Source organism: Sphingosinicella soli (genome assembly GCF_014199685.1).
In the GTDB taxonomy this organism is placed as follows: Bacteria; Pseudomonadota; Alphaproteobacteria; order Sphingomonadales; family Sphingomonadaceae; genus Sphingosinicella; species Sphingosinicella soli.
Genome location: NZ_JACHNZ010000001.1, coordinates 183482 through 203847 on the forward strand (window position 1 = coordinate 183482; position 20366 = coordinate 203847).

Annotated in this window: 15 protein-coding genes; 6 read left to right on the forward strand and 9 right to left on the reverse strand. The window is 65.8% G+C overall.

Annotated features, from left to right (window positions below; translation table 11 throughout):
- Positions 1-141: 141 nt before the first annotated feature.
- Genes GGQ98_RS00945 through GGQ98_RS00955 form a run of 3 tightly spaced genes read right to left on the reverse strand, consistent with a single transcriptional unit; the run spans position 142 to position 4317 of the window.
- A complete protein-coding gene (locus GGQ98_RS00945) occupies positions 142-987 on the reverse strand; it encodes a 4-(cytidine 5'-diphospho)-2-C-methyl-D-erythritol kinase (protein ID WP_184063713.1) in 846 nt (281 codons plus the stop codon).
- A complete protein-coding gene (locus GGQ98_RS00950) occupies positions 984-2654 on the reverse strand; it encodes a tetratricopeptide repeat protein (RefSeq protein WP_184063716.1) in 1671 nt (556 codons plus the stop codon). Before GGQ98_RS00950 ends, GGQ98_RS00945 begins: the two co-directional genes overlap by 4 nt.
- 10 nt (positions 2655-2664) lie before the next feature.
- Positions 2665-4317, reverse strand: coding sequence for an electron transfer flavoprotein-ubiquinone oxidoreductase (locus GGQ98_RS00955; protein WP_184063719.1), 1653 nt, complete (start codon positions 4315-4317; stop codon positions 2665-2667).
- Between the two features lie 137 nt (positions 4318-4454).
- Here GGQ98_RS00955 and GGQ98_RS00960 point away from each other — a divergent pair, with 137 nt between their 5' ends.
- Together GGQ98_RS00960 and moaB are read left to right on the forward strand one after the other, a co-directional pair.
- Positions 4455-5219: a uracil-DNA glycosylase gene (locus GGQ98_RS00960; RefSeq protein ID WP_341534097.1), complete on the forward strand. Its 765-nt coding sequence runs from the start codon at positions 4455-4457 to the stop codon at positions 5217-5219.
- Complete coding sequence (gene moaB / locus GGQ98_RS00965) at positions 5209-5736, forward strand: molybdenum cofactor biosynthesis protein B (protein ID WP_184063725.1); 528 nt, start codon at positions 5209-5211, stop codon at positions 5734-5736. The genes GGQ98_RS00960 and moaB overlap by 11 nt, the downstream gene beginning before the upstream one ends.
- 118 nt (positions 5737-5854) lie before the next feature.
- Here the strand turns inward: moaB and GGQ98_RS00970 are convergent, their stop codons facing one another.
- Complete coding sequence (locus tag GGQ98_RS00970) at positions 5855-6193, reverse strand: VOC family protein (protein WP_184063727.1); 339 nt, start codon at positions 6191-6193, stop codon at positions 5855-5857.
- Between the two features lie 55 nt (positions 6194-6248).
- On the opposite strand from GGQ98_RS00970, the gene GGQ98_RS00975 reads away from it, so the two are divergent.
- A complete protein-coding gene (locus tag GGQ98_RS00975; protein WP_184063731.1) occupies positions 6249-7313 on the forward strand; it encodes a PA0069 family radical SAM protein in 1065 nt (354 codons plus the stop codon).
- Here the strand turns inward: GGQ98_RS00975 and GGQ98_RS00980 are convergent.
- The 3 genes from GGQ98_RS00980 to GGQ98_RS00990 all read right to left on the reverse strand — a co-directional run bounded on the left by GGQ98_RS00980 (position 7310) and on the right by GGQ98_RS00990 (position 10885).
- On the reverse strand, positions 7310-8941 hold the full coding sequence (locus tag GGQ98_RS00980; protein WP_184063735.1) for a long-chain-fatty-acid--CoA ligase: 1632 nt from the start codon (positions 8939-8941) through the stop codon (positions 7310-7312). The two genes, GGQ98_RS00975 and GGQ98_RS00980, sit on opposite strands and share 4 nt — an antisense overlap.
- 271 nt (positions 8942-9212) lie before the next feature.
- Positions 9213-10070 carry a CDP-alcohol phosphatidyltransferase family protein gene (locus tag GGQ98_RS00985; RefSeq protein ID WP_341534098.1) on the reverse strand — a complete coding sequence of 286 codons (858 nt, stop codon included), beginning with the start codon at positions 10068-10070 and terminating at the stop codon, positions 9213-9215.
- Positions 10067-10885, reverse strand: a complete 819-nt coding sequence (locus GGQ98_RS00990) for a phosphatidylserine decarboxylase (RefSeq protein WP_184063736.1) — start codon at positions 10883-10885, stop codon at positions 10067-10069. Before GGQ98_RS00990 ends, GGQ98_RS00985 begins: the two co-directional genes overlap by 4 nt.
- Positions 10886-11043: 158 nt before the next feature.
- Between GGQ98_RS00990 and GGQ98_RS00995 the strand changes: the two genes are divergently transcribed.
- Both GGQ98_RS00995 and GGQ98_RS01000 read left to right on the forward strand, forming a co-directional pair.
- Positions 11044-12264 (forward strand): NADP-dependent isocitrate dehydrogenase, encoded by a 1221-nt coding sequence (locus GGQ98_RS00995; RefSeq protein WP_184063739.1) that lies wholly within the window; start codon positions 11044-11046, stop codon positions 12262-12264.
- Positions 12265-12319: 55 nt separating this feature from the next.
- Positions 12320-14110, forward strand: coding sequence for a cation:proton antiporter domain-containing protein (locus GGQ98_RS01000; protein WP_184063742.1), 1791 nt, complete (start codon positions 12320-12322; stop codon positions 14108-14110).
- Positions 14111-14118: 8 nt separating this feature from the next.
- Here the strand turns inward: GGQ98_RS01000 and alaS are convergent, their stop codons facing one another.
- Positions 14119-16764, reverse strand: a complete 2646-nt coding sequence (alaS, locus tag GGQ98_RS01005; RefSeq protein WP_184063745.1) for an alanine--tRNA ligase — start codon at positions 16762-16764, stop codon at positions 14119-14121.
- Between the two features lie 184 nt (positions 16765-16948).
- Between alaS and GGQ98_RS01010 the strand changes: the two genes are divergently transcribed.
- Entirely contained in the window at positions 16949-18973 is a 2025-nt protein-coding gene (locus tag GGQ98_RS01010) for an elongation factor G (protein WP_184063748.1), read from the forward strand.
- Between the two features lie 275 nt (positions 18974-19248).
- Here the strand turns inward: GGQ98_RS01010 and recA are convergent, their stop codons facing one another.
- Positions 19249-20283, reverse strand: coding sequence for a recombinase RecA (gene recA / locus GGQ98_RS01015; protein WP_481133349.1), 1035 nt, complete (start codon positions 20281-20283; stop codon positions 19249-19251).
- Positions 20284-20366: the final 83 nt, after the last annotated feature.

A 20366-nucleotide genomic window follows, 5' to 3' on the forward strand; every position in this document is an offset into this window, starting at 1 on the left:
GGGCCTGTCCATACAGACATCCTCGCGCTGCCGATCCTGCCGCAGCAAAGCCGGTGCCAACATATTCAATCGTTTGAAATCAACAGCTTGCCGGTGACGTCACATTCAGGCACCTGTGCCGCCTGCCCTGTTTCGGGACAGTCAGTGCAGCCGGCCCGCCGCCACCCACCAGTCCGGGTACGCCGCTGCAATCGCGGCGCGCGCGGCCTGCGCATCCGAAGGCAAGTCGAAGAGGGCAAAGCACGTCGCGCCGGAACCGGACATGCGCGAAAGCGAGGCGCCGAAACCGTCCAGAGCACCCAGAACCGTGCCGATCGCCGGGCAAAGCGACACCGCGGCAGCTTCCAGATCGTTGCGGCCTGCCTGTGCCGCGGCGAGCGGCGGCCCCTCGGCGAGCGGTCCCCGGTCGATGCCGTCCCACGCCGCGAACACCGCCCCGGTTGCGAGCGGGAGGCCAGGATTGACGAGCAGCACCGATTTGCCGCGCAGATCGTCGTCCGCGAGCGCGCGAAGCCGTTCCCCCGCGCCGTCGCCGCGCTGGGTTCGGCTGCCGACGCAGGCGGGCACGTCCGCGCCGAGCGTGGCGGCGATCGCGCGCAGCGCGGTTTCGTCCGCGCCGATGTTCCAGAAACGGTTCAGCAGCCGCAGCGCCGCCGCCGCATCCGCCGATCCGCCGCCGATGCCGGAGGCGACCGGCAGGCGCTTGTCGAGCGCAAGCGCCGCGCCCGCTTTGATCCCGCAGGCTTCGGCAAGGGCGGCGGCAGCGCGCAGCACCAGATTGCCGCCGTCCACCGGCAGGCCGGCACCGAACCGCCCGGCGATCGTCAGCGTGACGTCATCGGCAGCGCGAACGGCGAGCCCGTCGCCGAAATCCGCGAACGCGAAGATCGTTTCGATGTCGTGGTAGCCGTCCGCGCGGCGGCGGCGCACGTGGAGCGCGAGGTTGATCTTCGCCCAGCCGGTCTCGGCGGCCGTGTCGCCGGTCACTTCTTCGCCGTATCCTTCAGCGCAAGATCGAGCCCGTAGTCGTACTTGGCTTCCAGCGTTTCGATCCGCTCGGGCGTCGGCCCGGCGTCGAGCGCGGCCTTCCAGCGGTGGCGCGCCTCGATGCGGCGTCCCACCATCCAGTAGGCGTCCCCCAGATGCTCGGTGATGACGGGATCGTCCGCGACAGCGGCCACCGCCTGCTCCAGCGTCGCGGCGGCGGCGGCGTATTCGCCCGCCTGATACTGCGCCCAGCCGAGCGAATCGGTGATGTAGCCGTCCTCCGGCGCGAGCGCGTGCGCCTTTTCGATCAGCATGCGCGCCTCGGGCGTGGAAAGCCCGCGATCGAGCAGGGCATAGCCGAGATAGTTGAGCAGCGTCGCGTCGCCCGGCTGCAGGCGGACCGCTTCGCGCAGCGCGGCTTCCGCTTCGGGCCACATCCCGCCCTGCTCCAGCGCGGAGCCCTTCAGGAAATGCAGCCGCCAGACGATCGCCGGATCGGCGGGGCCGATCGCGAGCGCCTTGTCGTAAGCCGCTGCGGCTTCAGGAAAGCGCTTCGCCGATTGCAGCGCATCGCCGTAGCGCGCCATGTCCTCGGCGCTGGCGTCCGGGGCGTTTGCGGCGTTTTCCAGCAGCTGCATCGCTTCGGGCTCGCGGTCGAGGCGCGTGAGGATCGCCGCCTCCTGCCCCCGCGCCAGCGCTTTCTCTTCATCGCCGCCCGGCACCTTGCGAACCGCATCGAGCGCCGCTTCGTAACGCTCTGATGTGGCAAGCAATTCCGATGTCAGAAACCAGCCCGACGCCTGCTCGGGCGCCAGCATCGTCGCGATGCGCGCCAGCGTGAGCGCGACAGGGATCGGCCGCTCGCGCGACAGGTCCGCCGCCATGCGCAGCGCGAGTAGCGCGACGCCTTCACGGGCATTCGCGGGGATGCCAAGGATGGGCGTGCCTGCGGCAAGCGCGGCTTTCGCGGCCTCGACATCGGTATGCGCCGCCGATGCGCTCAGCCGCTTCAGCGCCTCTTCGGGCTGCTTTTCGGCTTGCAGCGCGCGCGCCGACGCAATCCGCATGCGGATGTTGCGGCCGCCGTCTTCCTTTGAAAGCTCATCATAAATTTCAGCAGCTTCCGCATATTTCCTTGCGTTGAACAGCAGGTGAGCGCGATGCTCCAGCACATAGGTTCGCGCAAAGCCGTCCAGCTGTTCGGGGGCGAGCTTGCGGAGACCTTCGGTGGTCTTGCCCCGCGCCTGCGCGATCCAGGCGTCGATGATCGGCACGATGAAGCTGCCGAACCCCGCATCGGTAAGCCGCGCCGTGGCTTCGCGGGCGTCGTTCCATTTGCGCGCCTTGATGGCGTCTGCAACGAGCAGCAGCGTGACGCCGCTGTCGAAACGGTCCTGCCGGGCCAGCCGCTCGCCGACGCTTACGGCAAGCGCCTCGTCGCCCGCCGCGATGGCCAGATCGAATGTCTGGCGCAGCAGCTGCGGATCGTCGGGCGCATAGGTGAGCGCGCCTGCGAAATACTCCGCCGCGCGGCCCAGCTCGCCGTTCGCCAGCGCAAGATGGCCCTGCACGTAGCTGCCGTAATCCGCCTCCCGCGTCGACATCATCGTCGCGTGCGCCGCAGGCGCGGCGAGCGATGCGAGAAGGAAGGCTACGGCTGCACGCATGGGAACCTCGCTACATGTTGGGATAATTGGGCCCGCCGCCGCCTTCGGGCGTCACCCAGTTGATGTTCTGCGTCGGATCCTTGATGTCGCACGTCTTGCAGTGGACGCAGTTCTGCGCGTTGATCTGGAAGCGCGGATTGCCCTCTTCCTCGCCGATCACCTCGTAAACGCCCGCCGGGCAATACCGCTGCGCGGGTTCGTCGTAGAGCGGCAGATTGTACGCGATCGGGATCGACGGGTCTTTCAGCTGCAGGTGGACGGGCTGGTCTTCCTCGTGGTTCGTGTTCGAAAGGAACACGGATGAAAGACGGTCGAAGGTCAGCACGCCGTCGGGCTTGGGATAATCCGGCTTCTTGCAGTGCTCCTTGCGCCAGAGCTGCTCGTTATCCCGGTGGTGCTTCATCGTGAACGGCAGGCGGATGCCGTACTGTTCGAACCACATGCTGGCGCCCGCAAGCATCGTTCCCACGAAATTGCCGAATTTTTCAACCAGCGGGAGCGTGTTGCGGACGATGAAGAGTTCCTTCTTCACCCAGCTTTCGTCGTAAGCGGCGGTGTAGGCCGAAAGCTCGTCGTTCGCGCGGCCTGCAGTCACCGCCTCGAAGGCCGCGTCCGCCGCCATGATGCCGGTCTTGATCGCGGTGTGCGACCCCTTGATGCGCGGCACGTTGACGAAACCCGCCGCGCAGCCGACGAGCGCGCCGCCGGGAAACACCAGCTTCGGCACGGACTGATAGCCGCCGTCGTTGATGGCGCGCGCGCCGTAGGACACGCGGCGTGCGCCTTTCAGCATTTTCGCGATCTGCGGGTGCGTTTTCCAGCGCTGCATTTCGTGGAACGGCGAGAGATGCGGGTTGCGGTAGTTCAGCCACGTGACGAAGCCGAGCGCGATCTGGTTGTTCGCCTGATGGTAGATGAAGCCGCCGCCGTTCGCATCGTCGAGCGGCCAGCCCTGCGTGTGGATGACCGTGCCTTCGTCGTGGTTGTCCGGGTCGACATCCCACAGTTCTTTTATACCAAGTCCATAGACTTGCGGCTCGCTGTTCGCATCGAGCGCGAAGCGTTTTTTCAGCTGCTTGGTCAGGTTGCCGCGCACGCCTTCGGCAAAGAAGGTGTATTTGGCATGGAGTTCAAGGCCGGGCTGATACGACGGCTTGCGGCTGCCGTCGCGCGCGACGCCGAAGTCGCCGGTGGCGACGCCGCGCACTGCACCGTTCTCGTCGAACAGCACTTCCGCAGCGGGGAATCCGGGGAAAATCTCGACTCCGAGCGCTTCGGCCTGAGACGCAAGCCAGCGGCAGAGGTTGCCGAGGCTGCCGGTGTAGCAGCCGTCATTGTCCATGAACGGCGGCAGCAGAATATGCGGAAACTCGAACTTCCGGGTCTTGGTCAGGATCCAGTGGTGGTTGGACGACACCTCGACCGTCATCGGATGCCCGTCCATCTCGCGCCAGTCGGGTAGCAGCTCATCGAGGCCGCGCGGATCGAACACCGCGCCCGAAAGGATATGCGCGCCGATCTCGGAGCCCTTTTCGAGCACGCAGACCGAAATCTCCTGTCCGGCAGTCTGCGCGCGCTGTTTCAGCCGTATTGCCGACGCGAGACCTGCCGGTCCGCCGCCGACGATGACGACATCATAGGCCATCGATTCGCGTTCGCTCATGGCTTCCTTCCCTTTCCCCCGTTTGCAACTCTAGCCGTGCGCCTTATTGCAGACGACACAATAATGGTTTTGGCGGGTTTGATAGGTCGCGAGGCCTGCCTTGGCCAGAGCGTATTGAAGAGTTGAGGAAGATGCGAGTGCTGGACGGCAACGAGCGCGATGAACTCCTCGCCACTCTCGGCTGGTGGGTCGAGGCGGGCGTGGACACGCTCGTCGATGCCGCCCCGCGCGACTGGCGCGCACCCCCGCCCCGCGCCGCGACGCGGGAGATTCCGGCAGCGGCGCCGGAGCCTGAGCTTGTGCTGCGCAAGGCAGCGGCAGGCCCGGTGACCGTTGCAGCCACGACACTCGCCGAGCTTCGCCACGCCGTGGAGGTGTTCGACGGCTGCCCGCTGCGCACGGGCAATGTCAGCACCGTGTTCGCGGACGGCAATCCCGAAGCCGATCTGATGCTGATCGGAGAGGCCCCCGGCGCGCAGGAAGACCGCATGGGCCTGCCTTTCGTAGGCCCTGCGGGTCAGCTTCTCGACCGGATGCTCGCCGCGATCGGCCGCGACCGAACCCGCGCCTACATCACCAACGTGACCTTCTGGCGCCCGCCCGGCAACCGCACACCCACCCCGGCGGAGGTGGAAACGACGATGCCCTTCGTCCACCGCCACATCGCGCTCGTGCGCCCGAAAGCGATCATCGCGCTCGGCGCCTGCGCGGCGCGCGCGCTGACCGGTGACGTCACCGGCATCATGCGCCAGCGCGGCCAGTGGCGCACGATCTCCGTGGAAGGCACGGATGTCCCGATCCTGCCGACGCTTCACCCGGCGTTTCTGCTGCGCCAGCCGGAGTCCAAGCGCCTCGCCTGGGCCGACCTTCTTGCCGTGAAAGCCAAGCTCGATGCCGATTGACGAAAGCCTGCCGTTCCGCCCCGTCCGCATCGCCGTGCTTACGGTGTCGGACACGCGCACCCTTGCCGACGACCGCTCCGGAAACACGCTCGTCGAACGGCTGGAGGGCGCCGGGCATGTGCTCGCGGCGCGGGAAATCGTGAAGGACGATGTCGGCACCATCGTCGAACAGCTCGCCGCGTGGATCGACGATCCGGAGGTCGATTGCGTCATCACCACGGGCGGCACCGGCGTCACGGGGCGTGACGTCACGCCCGAAGCGCTCGCGGAGGTCTGCGAGAAGGAGATACCGGGGTTCGGCGAGCTGTTCCGCTGGCTCAGCTTCCAGTCGATCGGCACCTCCACCGTGCAATCGCGCGCCACCGCAGGCGTTGCGCGCGGCACATACATCTTCTCCCTGCCCGGATCGACCGGCGCGGTGAAAGACGGCTGGGACGGCATCCTCGCCAGCCAGCTCGATAGCCGCCACCGGCCCTGCAACTTCGTGGAGCTGATGCCGAGACTGAGAGAGCGCTGAGGCGCCCCGCCTTACCCAAATCGTCATCCTGAACGTGCTTCGGGGTCCATACGTCGGTTAAGCGGCACTGCCGCATGGATGCTGAAACGCGTTCAGCAGGACGGCGCGGAAAATTTCATCACGCCCCGCTTTTCACCGCCGCCAGTTCATGCCCTTCGAGGTCGATGAAGTGGAAGCGGTGCCCGCCGGGAAACGCGAAGATGTCGAGGCTGATCGTGCCGCCCGCTGAAACCACAGCCTCCCGCGCCGCCTCCAGATTTTCGACCTCGATCACCGGCAGCAGGTTCGCCGTCACATGCTCGCCCGTGGCGTTGAAACCGATGTCGGTATCGCCCGTGGTCGTGGCGGCATACGCCGGGCCGAAATCGGTGATCGCGAAGCCGAACGCCTCTGCATAAAAGCGCTTCGCCATCGCGATATCGCGCGTCGGCAACTCCACATAGTTGAAACGTGCCATCGCAAATCCTCAAATAGTTCTTGATTTGTTCTCACCCGCCCCGCATCTTTTGTCAATGTCCAAACGGATAAACGCTGCGCGCGGCGCCACGATCAACGGCCTCAGTACGCGCTTCAACGACCCCGCGCGCGAGGCGGACGGCGACTGGCTCGACAGCGCGGAAGAGGACGATCTGCCGTCATCCCGCACCGAGATCAGCTACGAAACGCCGCGCACCGCGATCACGCGCAACACCTCGCCCGACCTGTCTTTCGACCGTTCGATCAACGCCTATCGTGGCTGCGAACATGGCTGCGTCTACTGCTTCGCGCGACCGACGCACGCCTATCTCGGCCTGTCGCCGGGGCTGGACTTCGAGCGCAAGCTGACGGTGAAAAGGAACATTCCCGCGCTGCTTCGCAAGGAACTCGAAAATCCGCGCTACGCATGCCGCCCGATCGCGCTCGGCACCAACACGGACCCCTACCAGCCCGTTGAAGGAACCTACGCCACCACACGGAAAATCCTGGAAATTCTGTCCGAAACCAACCACCCGGTGATGATCACCACCAAATCCGCGCGCGTGGTGCGCGACATCGATATCCTCGCCTCGATGGCCGAGCGCGGCCTCGTGGCGGTGATGGTCTCCGTCACCACGCTCGATCCTGAAACGGCGAGGACGCTCGAACCGCGCGCGACCGCGCCGCACCGGCGGATCGCGGCGGTGAAGGCGCTCGCCGAGGCGCGCGTGCCGGTCTCGGTATCGCTCGCGCCGCTCATCCCCGCGATCAACGATCACGAGATCGAGGCGCTGCTGGAGGCTGCGGCCAAGGCGGGCGCCACGATGGCCTCGATGATCATGGTACGCCTGCCCCACGAGGTCGCGCCGATCTTCCGGGCCTGGCTGGACGCGACCATGCCGGACCGCGCCGCGCGCGTGATGACGCACATTCGCGCGATGCGCGGGGGGAAGGACAACGACGGCGACTTCCACACCCGTTTCAAGCCGCAGGGCGCCTATGCCGCCATGATCCGCACGCGCTTTCAGGCCGGATGCCGGCGTTACGGCCTCGTGCGCCGCGACATCCCGCTCCGCACGGACCTGTTCAGCCCGCGCGGCAAGCAGTTCTCCCTGTTTTAGGCGGCGTCAGGGAAACGGTAGTCCTTGAACTGCTGGCGCAGCGTCAGCTTCTGGATCTTGCCCGTCGCGGTGTGCGGGATTTCGTCTACGAAGACCACATCGTTGGGCATCCACCACTTGGCGACGCGGCCCTCGAGATGATCGAGCAGATCCTGCTTGCTGGGGTTTGTGTCCGGCTTGCGCACGACGATGAGCAGCGGCCGTTCGTCCCATTTGGGATGCGGCAGGCCGATCACGGCCGCTTCGGCGACCGCCGCGTGGCCGACCGCTTCGTTTTCCAGCTCGATCGAGCTGATCCACTCCCCGCCGGACTTGATGACATCCTTGGCGCGGTCGGTGATCTGCATGTAGCCTGAAGGATCGATCGTGGCGACGTCGCCGGTATCGAACCAGCCGTCCGCATCGAGCACATGCCCGCCGTCCCCGGCGTAATATTCGCGCACCACCCACGGCCCGCGCACCATCAGATGGCCGAACGCCTTGCCGTCGCGCGGCATTTCGTCGCCGTTGTCGTCGACGATCTTCATCTCGACGCCGAAAATCGCGCGGCCCTGCTTCGTCTGGATATCGAACTGTTCCTGCTGCGTCTTTTCAAGCGCCGCAGCGGACAGCGAGCCGAGCGTGCCGAGCGGCGACATTTCGGTCATGCCCCACGCATGGCAGACGGTGACGTCATACTTTTCCTTGAAATCGACGATCATCGAGCGCGGCACCGCCGACCCGCCGATGACGACGCGTTTCAGTTCGCCCATCCCCTGCCCCGACTTTTCGAGGTGCTGGAGCATCGCAAGCCACACGGTGGGTACGGCCGCGGTCAGCGTCACGCCTTCGCGCATGATGAGGCCGTGCAGCGTCGGCGCATCGAAATGGGCGCCGCCCATCACCAGCTTCGCGCCCGCTGCGGCGGCCGCATAGGGCACGCCCCAGGCATTTGCGTGATACATCGGAACGACGGGCAATATCGTCGCCGCCGACGTCAGCCCGAGGGCGTCCGCCGAATTCGCGCCGAACGTGTGGAGGACGTTCGACCGGTGCGTGTAGAGCACCCCCTTCGGGTTGCCCGTGGTGCCGGACGTGTAGCAAAGCCCGGCGGGGGTCAGCTCGTCCACGTTCGCCCATTCGAAATCCCCGTCGCTTGCCGCGATCAGGTCTTCATAGGCGAGAAGATCGGGGATGCTCGTCTCGGGCACGTGCTCGCGGCCGGTCATCAGCACATAATGCTCGACCGTATTGAGCTTGGGCGCAATGCGCTCGACCAGCGGCACGAAAGTGAGATCGAAGAACAATACGCGGTCGCCCGCGTGGTTGATGATGTAAACGATCTGTTCCTCGAACAGACGCGGGTTCACGGTGTGCGCGACCGCGCCCATGCCCGAGATGCCGTACCAGCATTCGACATGGCGCTGCGTGTTCCACGCGAGTGTTGCCGCGCGGTCGCCGGTGCGGACGCCGAGACGGCTGAGCCCCTGCGCGACTTTCAGCGCGCGTTCGCGGACCTCGCGCCAGTTCGAACGGCTCTCGCCGCCTTCCACGCGCGCGGTGACGATTTCGCGCGAGCCGTGATGAAGCGCCGCATGATCGATAAGTTTCCAGACCAGCAGAGGCCAGTCCTGCATTCCGCCCAGCATTTATGATGCCTCCCTCAAGAGCAGCCCGAAGCTAGCCGCTGGCCTTCCGCCGATCAATCCGGCGCATGGATCGCGGGCGCTTGACAAGGTGAGAACAAATATGGAACAAGAGAACATCGGTAGAACAAACGAGGTTCAAACATGGCCTTTATGCTCTCTGCAGCACTTTCAAGCCTGCTGCTTTTCGTAAGTCTCGCCGTGGTTGTCAGGATGTTCGCGGATGCGCGCGGCACGATCGTGCGGGCGCTTCGCGGAGACATTGAAACCGTATTTACGGAACATCTGGTGACGGCGGTGGAGCCGCTGCCGCAGCCGTGCCCGTCTCCGCTGCGCTATCGGGAGTGGCAGTCCCTGCCGCTTGCCGCCTGACCTTGCGGTACGAGACGATAGCCATCGGGATCGTGGCCGCATAGATCACGGAAATCAGCGAAAGCGTCATGTACGGGGCGGAAAGCAGCGCGCCTGCGAACAGGGCCACCCCGACCAGCGCCATGATGCGGTATTCGGGCCGGATGCGCACCGATTTCCACGAATAGGTCGGCAGGTTCGACACCATCAGGAACGCGACGGTTCCCACCACGATCGCCGTCGCGGCGGTGCCGACCTCGGAGTATTGCGTGAAACGGGTGGGCTCCAGCCAGTAATAAAGGAACATCGGGCTGAGCGTCAGTCCGGCGCCCACGGGCGCGGGAATGCCGGTTAGAAAGCCGTACTTCTTGTGCGGCTGGTCGGTCACGTCGAGGTTGGCGTTGAAGCGCGCCAGCCTGAGCGCGCAGCACACGGCATGCGCGAGCGCGACGATCCACCCCACGCCGGGAAGATGCTCAAGCGTCCACAGATAGATGACGAGCGCCGGCGCGACGCCGAAGGCGGTCACGTCCGAAAGAGAATCGAGTTCGGCGCCGAAGCGGCTGGCGCCTTTCAGCAGGCGCGCGACGCGCCCGTCGATGCCGTCGAGCACGCCGGCGACCACGATCGCCAGAATCGCGCGCTCGTAATCGCCCGCGATCGCAAGGCGAACCGAGGTGAGCCCGGCGCAAAGCGCCGCGATGGTGATCGCATTCGGGATCAGCACCCGAATCGGGATGACCCGTTTCAGTCTGCGCGGCCGCTCGTGGTCGACCTTCACTGCCGCACGCCGCGGAGCCGCTCGCCGGGGGCGCCTGGGCGGCCGATCACGGTTTCGCCCGCAACAGCCCGCTGGCCGATCGCCACCGCAGGAACGGTGCCTGCGGGCAGGTACACATCAACGCGGCTGCCGAAACGGATGAGGCCGACACGCTGGCCGCTTCCCAGGCTTTCGCCCGTGTTCACGAACTTGATGATGCGCCGCGCGACAAGCCCGGCGATCTGCGTGAAGCCGATGCGGCGCCCGTCCGCGCCTTCAACGACGAAATATTGCCGCTCGTTGTGCTCGCTCGCCTTGTCGAGCTCGGCGTTCAGGAACTTGCCGGGCACGTACACGACATCGCGGAGCACACCGGCGATCGGAGAGCGATTTACATGAACATCAAACACACTCATGAAAATCGAAACGCGCGTGAAGGTTCCATCGCCGATGCCGCGTTCGCTGCCGGAAATCTCGCGCGGCGCGGGAACATCCATGATCTGCGAGACAAGCCCGTCCGCCGGAGAGACGACGAGCCCCGCCCCTTCGGGGGTGACGCGCACGGGATCGCGGAAGAACGCGAAGGTCCAGAACGTGAGCGCCGCCGAGAGCCAGCCGAGAATGTTCCAATCGACGACGAACCAGAAAAATCCGGTCAGAATCGCCGCAAGCACAACGAACTTGTTGCCGTCGGGATGAATGGAGGGCGGAAACTTGTACGTCGCCGCGGCTTCGACAGGCACGGGCGCAGGCGCCGGAGCGGCAGGCGCAGCCGGTGTTGCGGGCGCTGCCGCAGTTGGCGTGACGGGCGGTTCGGGGGGTGTGGTGTCGTTCATATGTCATCTTTAGCCCCTGCGCACGGGCGATGACAACGCGCAGCGTGCGAGAAAGCGGGAAAGGGGCGCTTTGCGGCCCCTGCGGCTGTTGATCTTGGCCGATGTTTCCTTCAAGAGCGTGCGCGAGTAAAAAATCCATACACGACCAAGAGGTATCGATGGCGAAGATCAAGGTGGCAAACCCCATCGTCGAAATTGACGGCGATGAGATGACGCGGATCATCTGGCAGTGGATTCGCGAGCGCCTGATCCTCCCCTACCTCGACGTCGATCTGAAATATTACGATCTCAGCATCGAGAACCGCGACGCCACCGACGACAAGGTGACGGTGCAGTCGGCAAACGCCATCAAGCAATACGGCGTCGGCGTGAAATGCGCGACGATCACGCCCGACGAAGACCGGGTCCGGGAATTCAACCTCAAGAAGATGTGGAAGTCGCCCAACGGCACGATCCGCAACATCCTGGGCGGCGTCGTCTTCCGCGAACCCATCGTCATCAAATCCGTGCCGCGCCTCGTGCCGGGCTGGACGGACCCCATCGTCATCGGCCGCCACGCGTTTGGCGACCAGTACAAGGCGACCGATTTCCTGATCCCGGGCGCCGGCAAGCTGACCATGAAGTGGACCGGCGAGAACGGCGAAACCATCGAGCACGAGGTGTTCGAGTTCCCGACCTCGGGCGTCGCCATGGGCATGTACAACCTCGACGATTCGATCCGCGATTTCGCGCGCGCGTCGCTCAACTACGGCCTCGCGCGGCAGTGGCCGGTTTACCTTTCCACCAAGAACACGATCCTCAAGGCCTATGACGGCCGCTTCAAGGATCTGTTCCAGGAGGTCTTCGACAAGGAATTCAAGGCGCAGTTCGACAAGGCCGGCATCGTGTACGAGCACCGCCTGATCGACGACATGGTGGCCTCCGCGCTCAAGTGGAGCGGCAAATTCGTGTGGGCCTGCAAGAATTACGACGGCGACGTGCAGTCCGATACCGTCGCGCAGGGCTTCGGCAGCCTCGGCCTGATGACGTCGGTGCTGATGACGCCCGACGGCAAGACGGTGGAGGCAGAGGCCGCGCACGGCACCGTGACGCGCCACTACCGCATGCACCAGCAGGGCAAGGCGACCTCGACGAACCCGATCGCCTCGATCTTCGCGTGGACGGGCGGCCTGAAGCATCGAGGCAAGCTCGACAACACGCCCGAGGTCACGCGCTTCGGCGAACTTCTGGAGCGCGTCTGCGTCGAGACCGTCGAGGCCGGCCAGATGACAAAGGATCTCGCGCTGCTCATCGGCCCCGATCAGGCGTGGATGACGACCGAACAGTTTTTCGAGGCGATCGTGCAGAACCTCGAAACCGCGATGAGCAAGGAATTCTAGCGCTCTACCTGCTTTTCTGCTGACGGCGCGGCGGCCATCCCGTTAGGATGCCGCCGTGGCTGTAGACCCGCTCTTTTCCCCCGGTTTCCGTGACGCTCTGGTCATTCTCGGCGCGACCGGCCTCGTCATACCCGCATTCCACCGGCTCCGCATCAGCCCCGTCATCGGGTTCATCGTCGTCGGGCTTCTGATCGGCCCGTCCGGGCTCGGCGGATTGGGAGAGGCTTTGCCGTGGGTTCGGCATATCTCGATCGCCGACCGCGAAGTCATCGAACCCTTCGCCGAAATCGGCATCATCCTGCTGCTGTTCTCGATCGGGCTCGAGCTGTCGTTCCGGCGTCTGTGGGATCTGCGGCAGCTGGTTTTCCTCATCGGCCCCGCCGAACTCGCGATATCCGGCGGCCTCATCGGCTTCATCCTTCACCAGTTCACCGATCTGGGCGCCGTCGTTTCGCTGATGCTCGGCATTGCGCTCGCGATGTCGTCGACCGCGCTCGTGCTGCCGATGACCGGCACGAAGAGCGCGATCGGCAAGCCCGCCTTTGCGATGCTGCTGTTCGAGGATCTCGCGATCGTGCCGATCATCTTCGTGATGGGGGTCATCAGCCCGCTTCCCGGAAGCGATGACGCCGGCGACCTTACGCGCACGGTGATCCTCGGCGCTGTCGTCGTTGCCGCCTTGCTCGGGCTCGGCAAGCTGCTGCTTCCGCCCCTCTTCCGCCAGGCGGCGCGCACCAAGAGCCCTGAGCTGTTTCTGGCGGTCTCGCTCGTCGTCGTCATGGGCGCCAGCCTCGTGACCAGCGCCGTGGGCCTCTCGCCGATCGTCGGCGCCCTCGTCGCCGGGCTCGTGATCGCCGAGACGGAATACCGGATGCAGGTCGAGGTCACGGTCGAGCCTTTCAAGAATCTGGCGCTCGGCATCTTCCTGATGACCGTGGGCATGAGCCTCGATTTCGAGCTTATCGCCGAATCGTGGCCGTACCTTATAGCGGCAATCGTCGGCATCATCCTGGTGAAAGCGTTGGTGACCGGCGGCCTGCTGCGCCTTTCCGGGGTGCCGCGCGGGGTCGCCGCCAATGTCGGCGTGCTGATGGCGTCGCCGTCGGAAACGACGCTGATCGTGCTTGCCGCCGCCGTGCAGGCGCGCGTGATAGACAGCGACACCGCCGCCTTCTGGCAGATCGTTACGGCTGTCGGCCTGACCGCGACGCCGCTGCTGGCGCGGATCGGCAGCGACACGGCGCGGCGCGTGGATCCGCCCCCGGCAGACTTGATCGAAGCGTCACGAAGCAGCGGGCGCACGATCATCGCGGGCTATGGCCGGGTGGGGCAGATGGTGGCGGACATGCTGGTGCGCCATGAACAGCCCTTCGTCGTCGTCGATGCGGACATCGACATGGTGGAATTCGGCCGCAAGCGAGGCCACGAAATCGTTTTCGGCGATGTCGGACGGTCCGGACTGCTGGAGCATCTCGGCATCGCAAGCGCGCGCGCGATCGTGCTGACCATGGACGATCCCGTCCAGCTCGTGGCGACGACGCGCGACGTGCGCACCGCCTACCCCGACCTGTGCATCATCGCGCGCGCCAAGGATGCCGAGCACGCCGCGCAGCTCTACCGCGCGGGCGCCACCGACGCCGTGCCTGAAACGCTCGAATCCTCGCTCCAGCTTGCCGAAGCCGTGCTTGTCGATATCGGACGGCCGATGGGTCTGGTGATCGCGTCGATCCACGAGATGCGCGAGATCAAGCGCAACAAGATCAAGGCGATGGTGCCCAATCTTCCGCGCGAGCCACTGAAAGCCGCATCACGCCTGCGCCACAGCGACGAGGAAACGGCCGAGTAAGGTAAGGCTCAGGCCCCGAGTGCGGCCTTCACGGCGGCGATCGCGTCTGCCGCTTTATCGCCGTCCGGTCCCCCGCCCTGCGCCATGTCGGGACGTCCGCCGCCGCCCTTGCCGCCGAGCGCCGCGACACCCGCCTGCAAGAGCGTGACGGCGTTGAAGCGTGCGGTGAGATCGTCGGTGACGCCCACGGCGATGCTGGCGCGGCCCTCGTTTACCGCGATGATCGCGGCAACGCCCGAGCCGAGCTGCTTCTTCGCCTCGTCGACAGCGCCGCGCAGATCCTTGGGATCGAGGCCGTCGGCAACGCGCGCCACGAACTTCGTGCCCGCGACATCCTCGGCCTCCGCCGCCGGAGCCGCGCCGGCGCCGCCGCCGAGCGCCAGCGCCTTCTTCGCGTCGGCAAGCTCGCGTTCCAGACGGCGGCGTTCCTCCACGAGCGTCTGCACGCGTGTCGGCAAGTCCGCGGGCGCCACTTTCAGCGTCGCGGCGGCATCGCGCAGCCGGTCTTCCTGGCCCTGCAGATAGAGGCGCGCGGCCTCTCCGGTCAGCGCCTCGATACGGCGCACGCCCGAAGACACCGCGCTTTCGCTGATGATCTTGAACAGCCCGATGTCGCCGAGCGCGCGCACATGCGTGCCGCCGCACAGCTCCACCGAATAGTCGGCGTCAACGTCGCGGCCCATCGAAAGCACGCGCACCTCGTCGCCGTATTTCTCGCCGAACAGCGCCATCGCGCCTGCCTCGATCGCGTCGGCATGGCTCATCAGGCGTGTGTTCACCGCCGCGTTGCCGCGCACCTGCGCGTTGACGTCCGCCTCTACCAGCGCGATTTCCTCAGCGCTCAAGGCCTTCTGGTGGCTGAAATCGAAACGGAAGCGGTCTTCCGCGACGAGCGAACCCTTCTGCGTGACATGCGCGCCGAGACGCCTGCGAAGCGCGGCGTGCAGCAGGTGCGTCGCCGAATGGTTGGCGCGAATGCGGTCGCGGCGCGCGGAATCGACATCGAGTTGCACGACATCGCCGACGCGCACGCTGCCCTCTGCAATGCGCGTCTGGTGCGCGTGCAGCTTGCCGAGCGGTTTCGACGTCGTTTCAACGACAGCCTTCAAGCCATTGGCGACAATCGTTCCCGCGTCTCCGGACTGGCCGCCGGATTCGCCGTAGAACGGCGTCTGGTTGGTGAGGATGACGACACTCTCGCCCGCCGCCGCGCTTTCCGCGCGCGCGCCGTCCTTCAGGATGGCGATCACCTCGGCCTGCGCGGTGTCTCCCGTGTAGCCGGTGAACTCGGTCGCACCGAAATCCTCGGCAATGTCGAACCACACGCCGTCATCGGCCTGCGCGCCGGAGCCTGCCCACGCCGCGCGCGCCGCCTTCTTCTGCGCGGCCATCGCCGTGTCGAACCCGCTCTTGTCGACGGACTGGCCCTGACGGCGCAGCGCGTCTTCGGTAAGATCGAGCGGAAAGCCGTAGGTGTCGTAGAGCTTGAACGCCGTTTCGCCGGGCAGCACGGCGCCTTCGCCCATGCCTGCCGTCGCCTCGTCGAGCAGGCGCAGGCCCGTTTCCAGCGTCTGGCGGAAGCGGGTTTCCTCCAGCTTCAGCGTCTCTTCGATCAGCGGCTGCGCGCGCGTCAGTTCCGGGAAGGCGCCGCCCATCTGGCTGACGAGCGAGGGCACCAGCCGGTACATCAGCGGATCTTTCGCGCCGAGCAAGTGCGCGTGGCGCATGGCGCGGCGCATGATGCGGCGCAGCACATAGCCCCTGCCCTCGTTCGACGGCAGCACACCGTCCGCCACCAGAAAGCCGCTCGCGCGCAGATGGTCGGCGATCACGCGGTGCGAGGCCGACATCGGGCCCTTCGCATCGGTCTTCGTCATCTCGGCGGCTTCACCGATCAGCGCCTGGAACAGATCGATCTCGTAATTGTCGTGCGTTCCCTGCAGCACCGCGGCGACGCGTTCCAGCCCCATGCCGGTGTCGATCGACGGACGCGGCAGGTCGCGGACGATTTCGCCGGCTTCCTGCTCATACTGCATGAACACCAGGTTCCAGATCTCGACGAAACGGTCGCCATCCTCGTCCGGGCTGCCGGGAGGGCCGCCGGGAATGTGGTCGCCGTGGTCGAAGAAGATCTCCGAGCACGGCCCGCACGGGCCGTTGTCGCCCATCGCCCAGAAATTGTCCTTGGTGGGGATGCGGATGATGCGGCTTTCGGGAAGGCCTGCGATCTTCTTCCACAGCGCGAAGGCGTCGTCGTCGGTATGATAGACCGTCGCCGTCAGCCGCTCGGGCGAGATGCCCCATTCCTTCGTGATGAGCCTCCACGCGAGTTCGATCGCGCGTTCCTTGAAATAGTCGCCGAAGGAGAAATTCCCCAGCATTTCGAAGAACGTATGGTGCCGCGCGGTGTAGCCGACATTGTCCAGATCGTTGTGCTTGCCGCCCGCGCGCACGCACTTCTGGCTGGAGACGGCGGTGCTGTAAGCGCGCGTCTCGAGCCCGGTGAAGACGTTCTTGAACGGCACCATGCCCGCGTTCACGAACATCAGTGTCGGGTCGTTCTGCGGCACCAGCGGCGAGGACGGCACGCGTGCGTGCCCCTCGTTCCCGAAAAAGTCGAGAAATGAGCGGCGTATGTCGTTCGTGGAGGTCATGGCGAGCATGTAGTCGAGGACCGCGCTCTACTCAAGGCGACAGAATGGAGGGGGTGCGCATGCCTTTCCCCTTGCGCTCGCCGGGCAACAGGCAGACCTTGGCCCCGTTGTGCCGCCTTGAGTGCCGGCCCAATGCACGAGGCCGAAACCGGGCGGCGATCATCCACTATGGGGAGATCGTGACATGGCGGCTTTTTCACAGGAGACCGGCAAACCTGTCAGGGTGGTCGCGCTCGTCGGCCCGGCGGGCACGGGCAAGACGAGCCTTGCGGAGGCGATGCTGTTCACGGCGGGGGCAATCTCGCGGCAGGGCAGCGTGGATGCCGGCACGGCGGTGGGCGATGCCTCGCCCGAAGCCCGCGCGCGGCGCGGTTCCACCGAACTCAATCTTGCACGCTTCGTATATCTTGAAGAGACGTTCGTGCTGATGGACGCGCCCGGTGCGTCGGGATTTGCGCCCGATGCTCTCCCGGCCATTGCGGCGGCGGACCTTGCGGTGGTGGTGATCGATCCCGATCCCGCCCGCGCCGCGCTTGCCGAACCCGCGCTCCGGCTGCTCGAAGCACTCGGCGTGCCGCACGCGATCTTCGTCAACAAGATCGATCAGGCGCGCGGCCGCATCCGCGACCTCCTCGAAGCCCTGCAACCCATGAGCGCGCGCCCGATTCTGGCGCGGCAGATCCCGATCCGCGAGGGCGAAGCGATAACCGGCTTCATCGATCTCGCGCTCGAACGCGCGTTTCACTACCGGCCCGGCAAGGCGTCGGAACGCATCGAAATCCCGCAGGCGCTGGCGCAGCGCGAGTCGGCGGAGCGCTTTCACATGCTGGAGCAACTCGCCGATCACGACGACGCGCTGCTCGAAAAACTGCTGATGGACGAAACCCCGGAGCCCGCGATGGTGTTCGGCGACCTTTCGCGCGAGACCGGCGACAGTCTGGTGGTGCCGTTGCTGTTCGGATCGGCACAGGGCGATCACGGCGTGCGGCGGCTTTTGAAGATGCTGCGGCATGAAACCCCCTCGCCCGCCGCTGCCGAGGCGCGTCTCGGCGCGGACGGCGGCACCTATGTTTTCAAGATCGCGCACGCAAACGCGGCGGGGCGCCTGGCCTATGCGCGGACGTTCAGCGGGCTTGCCGAAGGCGCCGAGCTTCACGACCGCGAGGGCAACGCCGTGCGCGCCGGGGCGCTGTTCACCGTGCTTGGCGACAAGCTCGGCAAAACGGCGAGCGTGCCGCCCGGCGCCGTGACGGCGATCGCCAAGGTGGATACGATACGGGCGGGAGACGTCATCTCGAACGGGCGGGCGCGCTGCGCCGGCTTCGCGCCGCCCATGCCCGGTCATGCGCTCGCCATCGCGACGCGCGACCGCAAGGATGACGTGCGGCTCTCCACCGCGCTTCACAAGCTCGTCGAGGAAGACGCGGGGCTGGCGTGGGATCAGGATGCCGAAACGCACGAGATGCTGCTGCGCGGTATCAGCGACGAGCATCTGAACATGGTGCTCGCGCGCCTCAAGCGCCGGTATTCGGTGGCGGTGGACGCGCAGCCCCCGCGCATCGCCTACCGCGAATCGATCCGTCGCACCGCCACGCAGCGCGGACGTCACAAGAAGCAGTCGGGCGGACACGGCCAGTTCGGCGACGTCGTGATCGAGGTCGCTCCGCGCGGGCGCGGCGAAGGCTTCGCGTTCGACGACCGCATCACCGGCGGCGCCGTCCCCAGGCAATGGATCCCCGCGGTCGAAGCGGGCGTTCGCGATGCGATGGAACGGGGCCCGCTCGGATTTCCCGTCGTCGATGTCGCCGTGACGCTGATCGACGGTTCCTATCACACGGTCGACAGTTCGGAGCTGGCGTTCCGCACGGCGGGACGCATCGCGATGAGCGAGGCGCTTGCGGCGTGCAGCCCGCACCTGCTCGAGCCGGTGGCGCGCGTGACCATAGAGACGCCGGGAAGCGCGACCTCGCGGATCACGTCGAGCATCGCAAGCCACCGGGGGCAGATGCTCGGCATAACCCCGCGCGCAGGCTGGTCGCGGTGGGATGTGGTGGAAGCGTTGATGCCGGAGGCGCAACTCCACGGACTGGGCGCGGAGCTGCGCGCCTTGAGTCAGGGGCTGGCAACGTACCGCGCCGAATTCGATCACCTCGCCGAGCTGAACGGCGCGCTTGCGGACGCGGTCGTCAAGCAGTCGAAAGCCGCCTGACACGGGGCGCGCTGCATAAGGGTCGAAGGCAAAGATATGTGTTGATATTGAGAATTAAAATCAATAATGAACAACACACCGGTGGTTTCCCTCCCCGGCCATCCGTTTCGGCCTCCTCCCTCCCCTCGGCCGCCGGATATTCCTGACCGGAGCATGAGATTTCGTGCTCCGGTCTTTTCTTTTCCGGTCTCGCGATCTTTCTGCAACGCACCAGCCCCAAACGAAAGAGGCCGCCCCGGGGGAGGCGGCCTCGGCGGGAGCCTGGGAAGGGCCGCTTATTCGTCGCTGTCGCTGTCGGTATCGGGGCCCGCGGTGAGCAGCGCTTCGGAAATACCGGCGGCATTGGCGCGGATCGCCTTTTCGATCTTGTCACGCATCTCGGGATTGTCGCGCAGGAACTGCTTGGAGTTCTCGCGGCCCTGCCCGATGCGCGTCGAATCGTGGCTGAACCAGGCGCCGGACTTCTCGACCAGGCCGATCTTGACGCCGAGATCGAGAATTTCGCCGACCTTGGAGACGCCCTCGCCGTACATGATGTCGAACTCGACCTGCTTGAAGGGCGGCGCGACCTTGTTCTTCACCACCTTCACGCGCGTCGCGTTGCCGACGATTTCGTCGCGGTCCTTGATCTGCCCGGTGCGGCGGATGTCCAGACGAACGCTGGCATAGAATTTCAGCGCGTTGCCGCCCGTCGTCGTTTCCGGGTTGCCGTACATGACGCCGATCTTCATGCGCACCTGGTTGATGAAGATGACGATGCAGCGCGAACGGCTGATCGATCCGGTGAGCTTGCGGAGCGCCTGGCTCATCAGCCGCGCCTGCAGGCCGACATGGCTGTCGCCCATTTCGCCTTCGATTTCCGCCCTCGGCACCAGCGCCGCGACCGAATCGACCACGAGAATGTCTACGGCGTTCGACCGCACCAGCGTGTCGGTGATCTCCAGCGCCTGTTCACCCGTATCGGGCTGCGAGACGATAAGGTTCTCGATATCGACACCCAGCTTCTTGGCGTAAACCGGATCAAGCGCATGTTCAGCGTCGATGAACGCGGCGGTGCCGCCGCCCTTCTGCGCTTCGGCGATGGCGTGGAGCGCCAGCGTGGTCTTGCCCGAGCTTTCCGGACCGTAGATTTCGATGACGCGGCCGCGCGGAAAACCGCCGACGCCGAGCGCAAGATCGAGCCCCAGCGAACCCGTCGAGATGGAATCGATTTCCAGGGCATCGCGCTGACCGAGCTTCATCGCAGAGCCCTTGCCGAACGCGCGGTCGATCTGCGCCAGAGCCGCGTCGAGAGCCTTTTGTTTGTCCATGCCTGTTTCTACCACCCGAAGCGCTGATGCCATTGTCCGGTTCCTCCTAGTGGGCTGACGAAGCCGTTTCAATGGAGGAACGT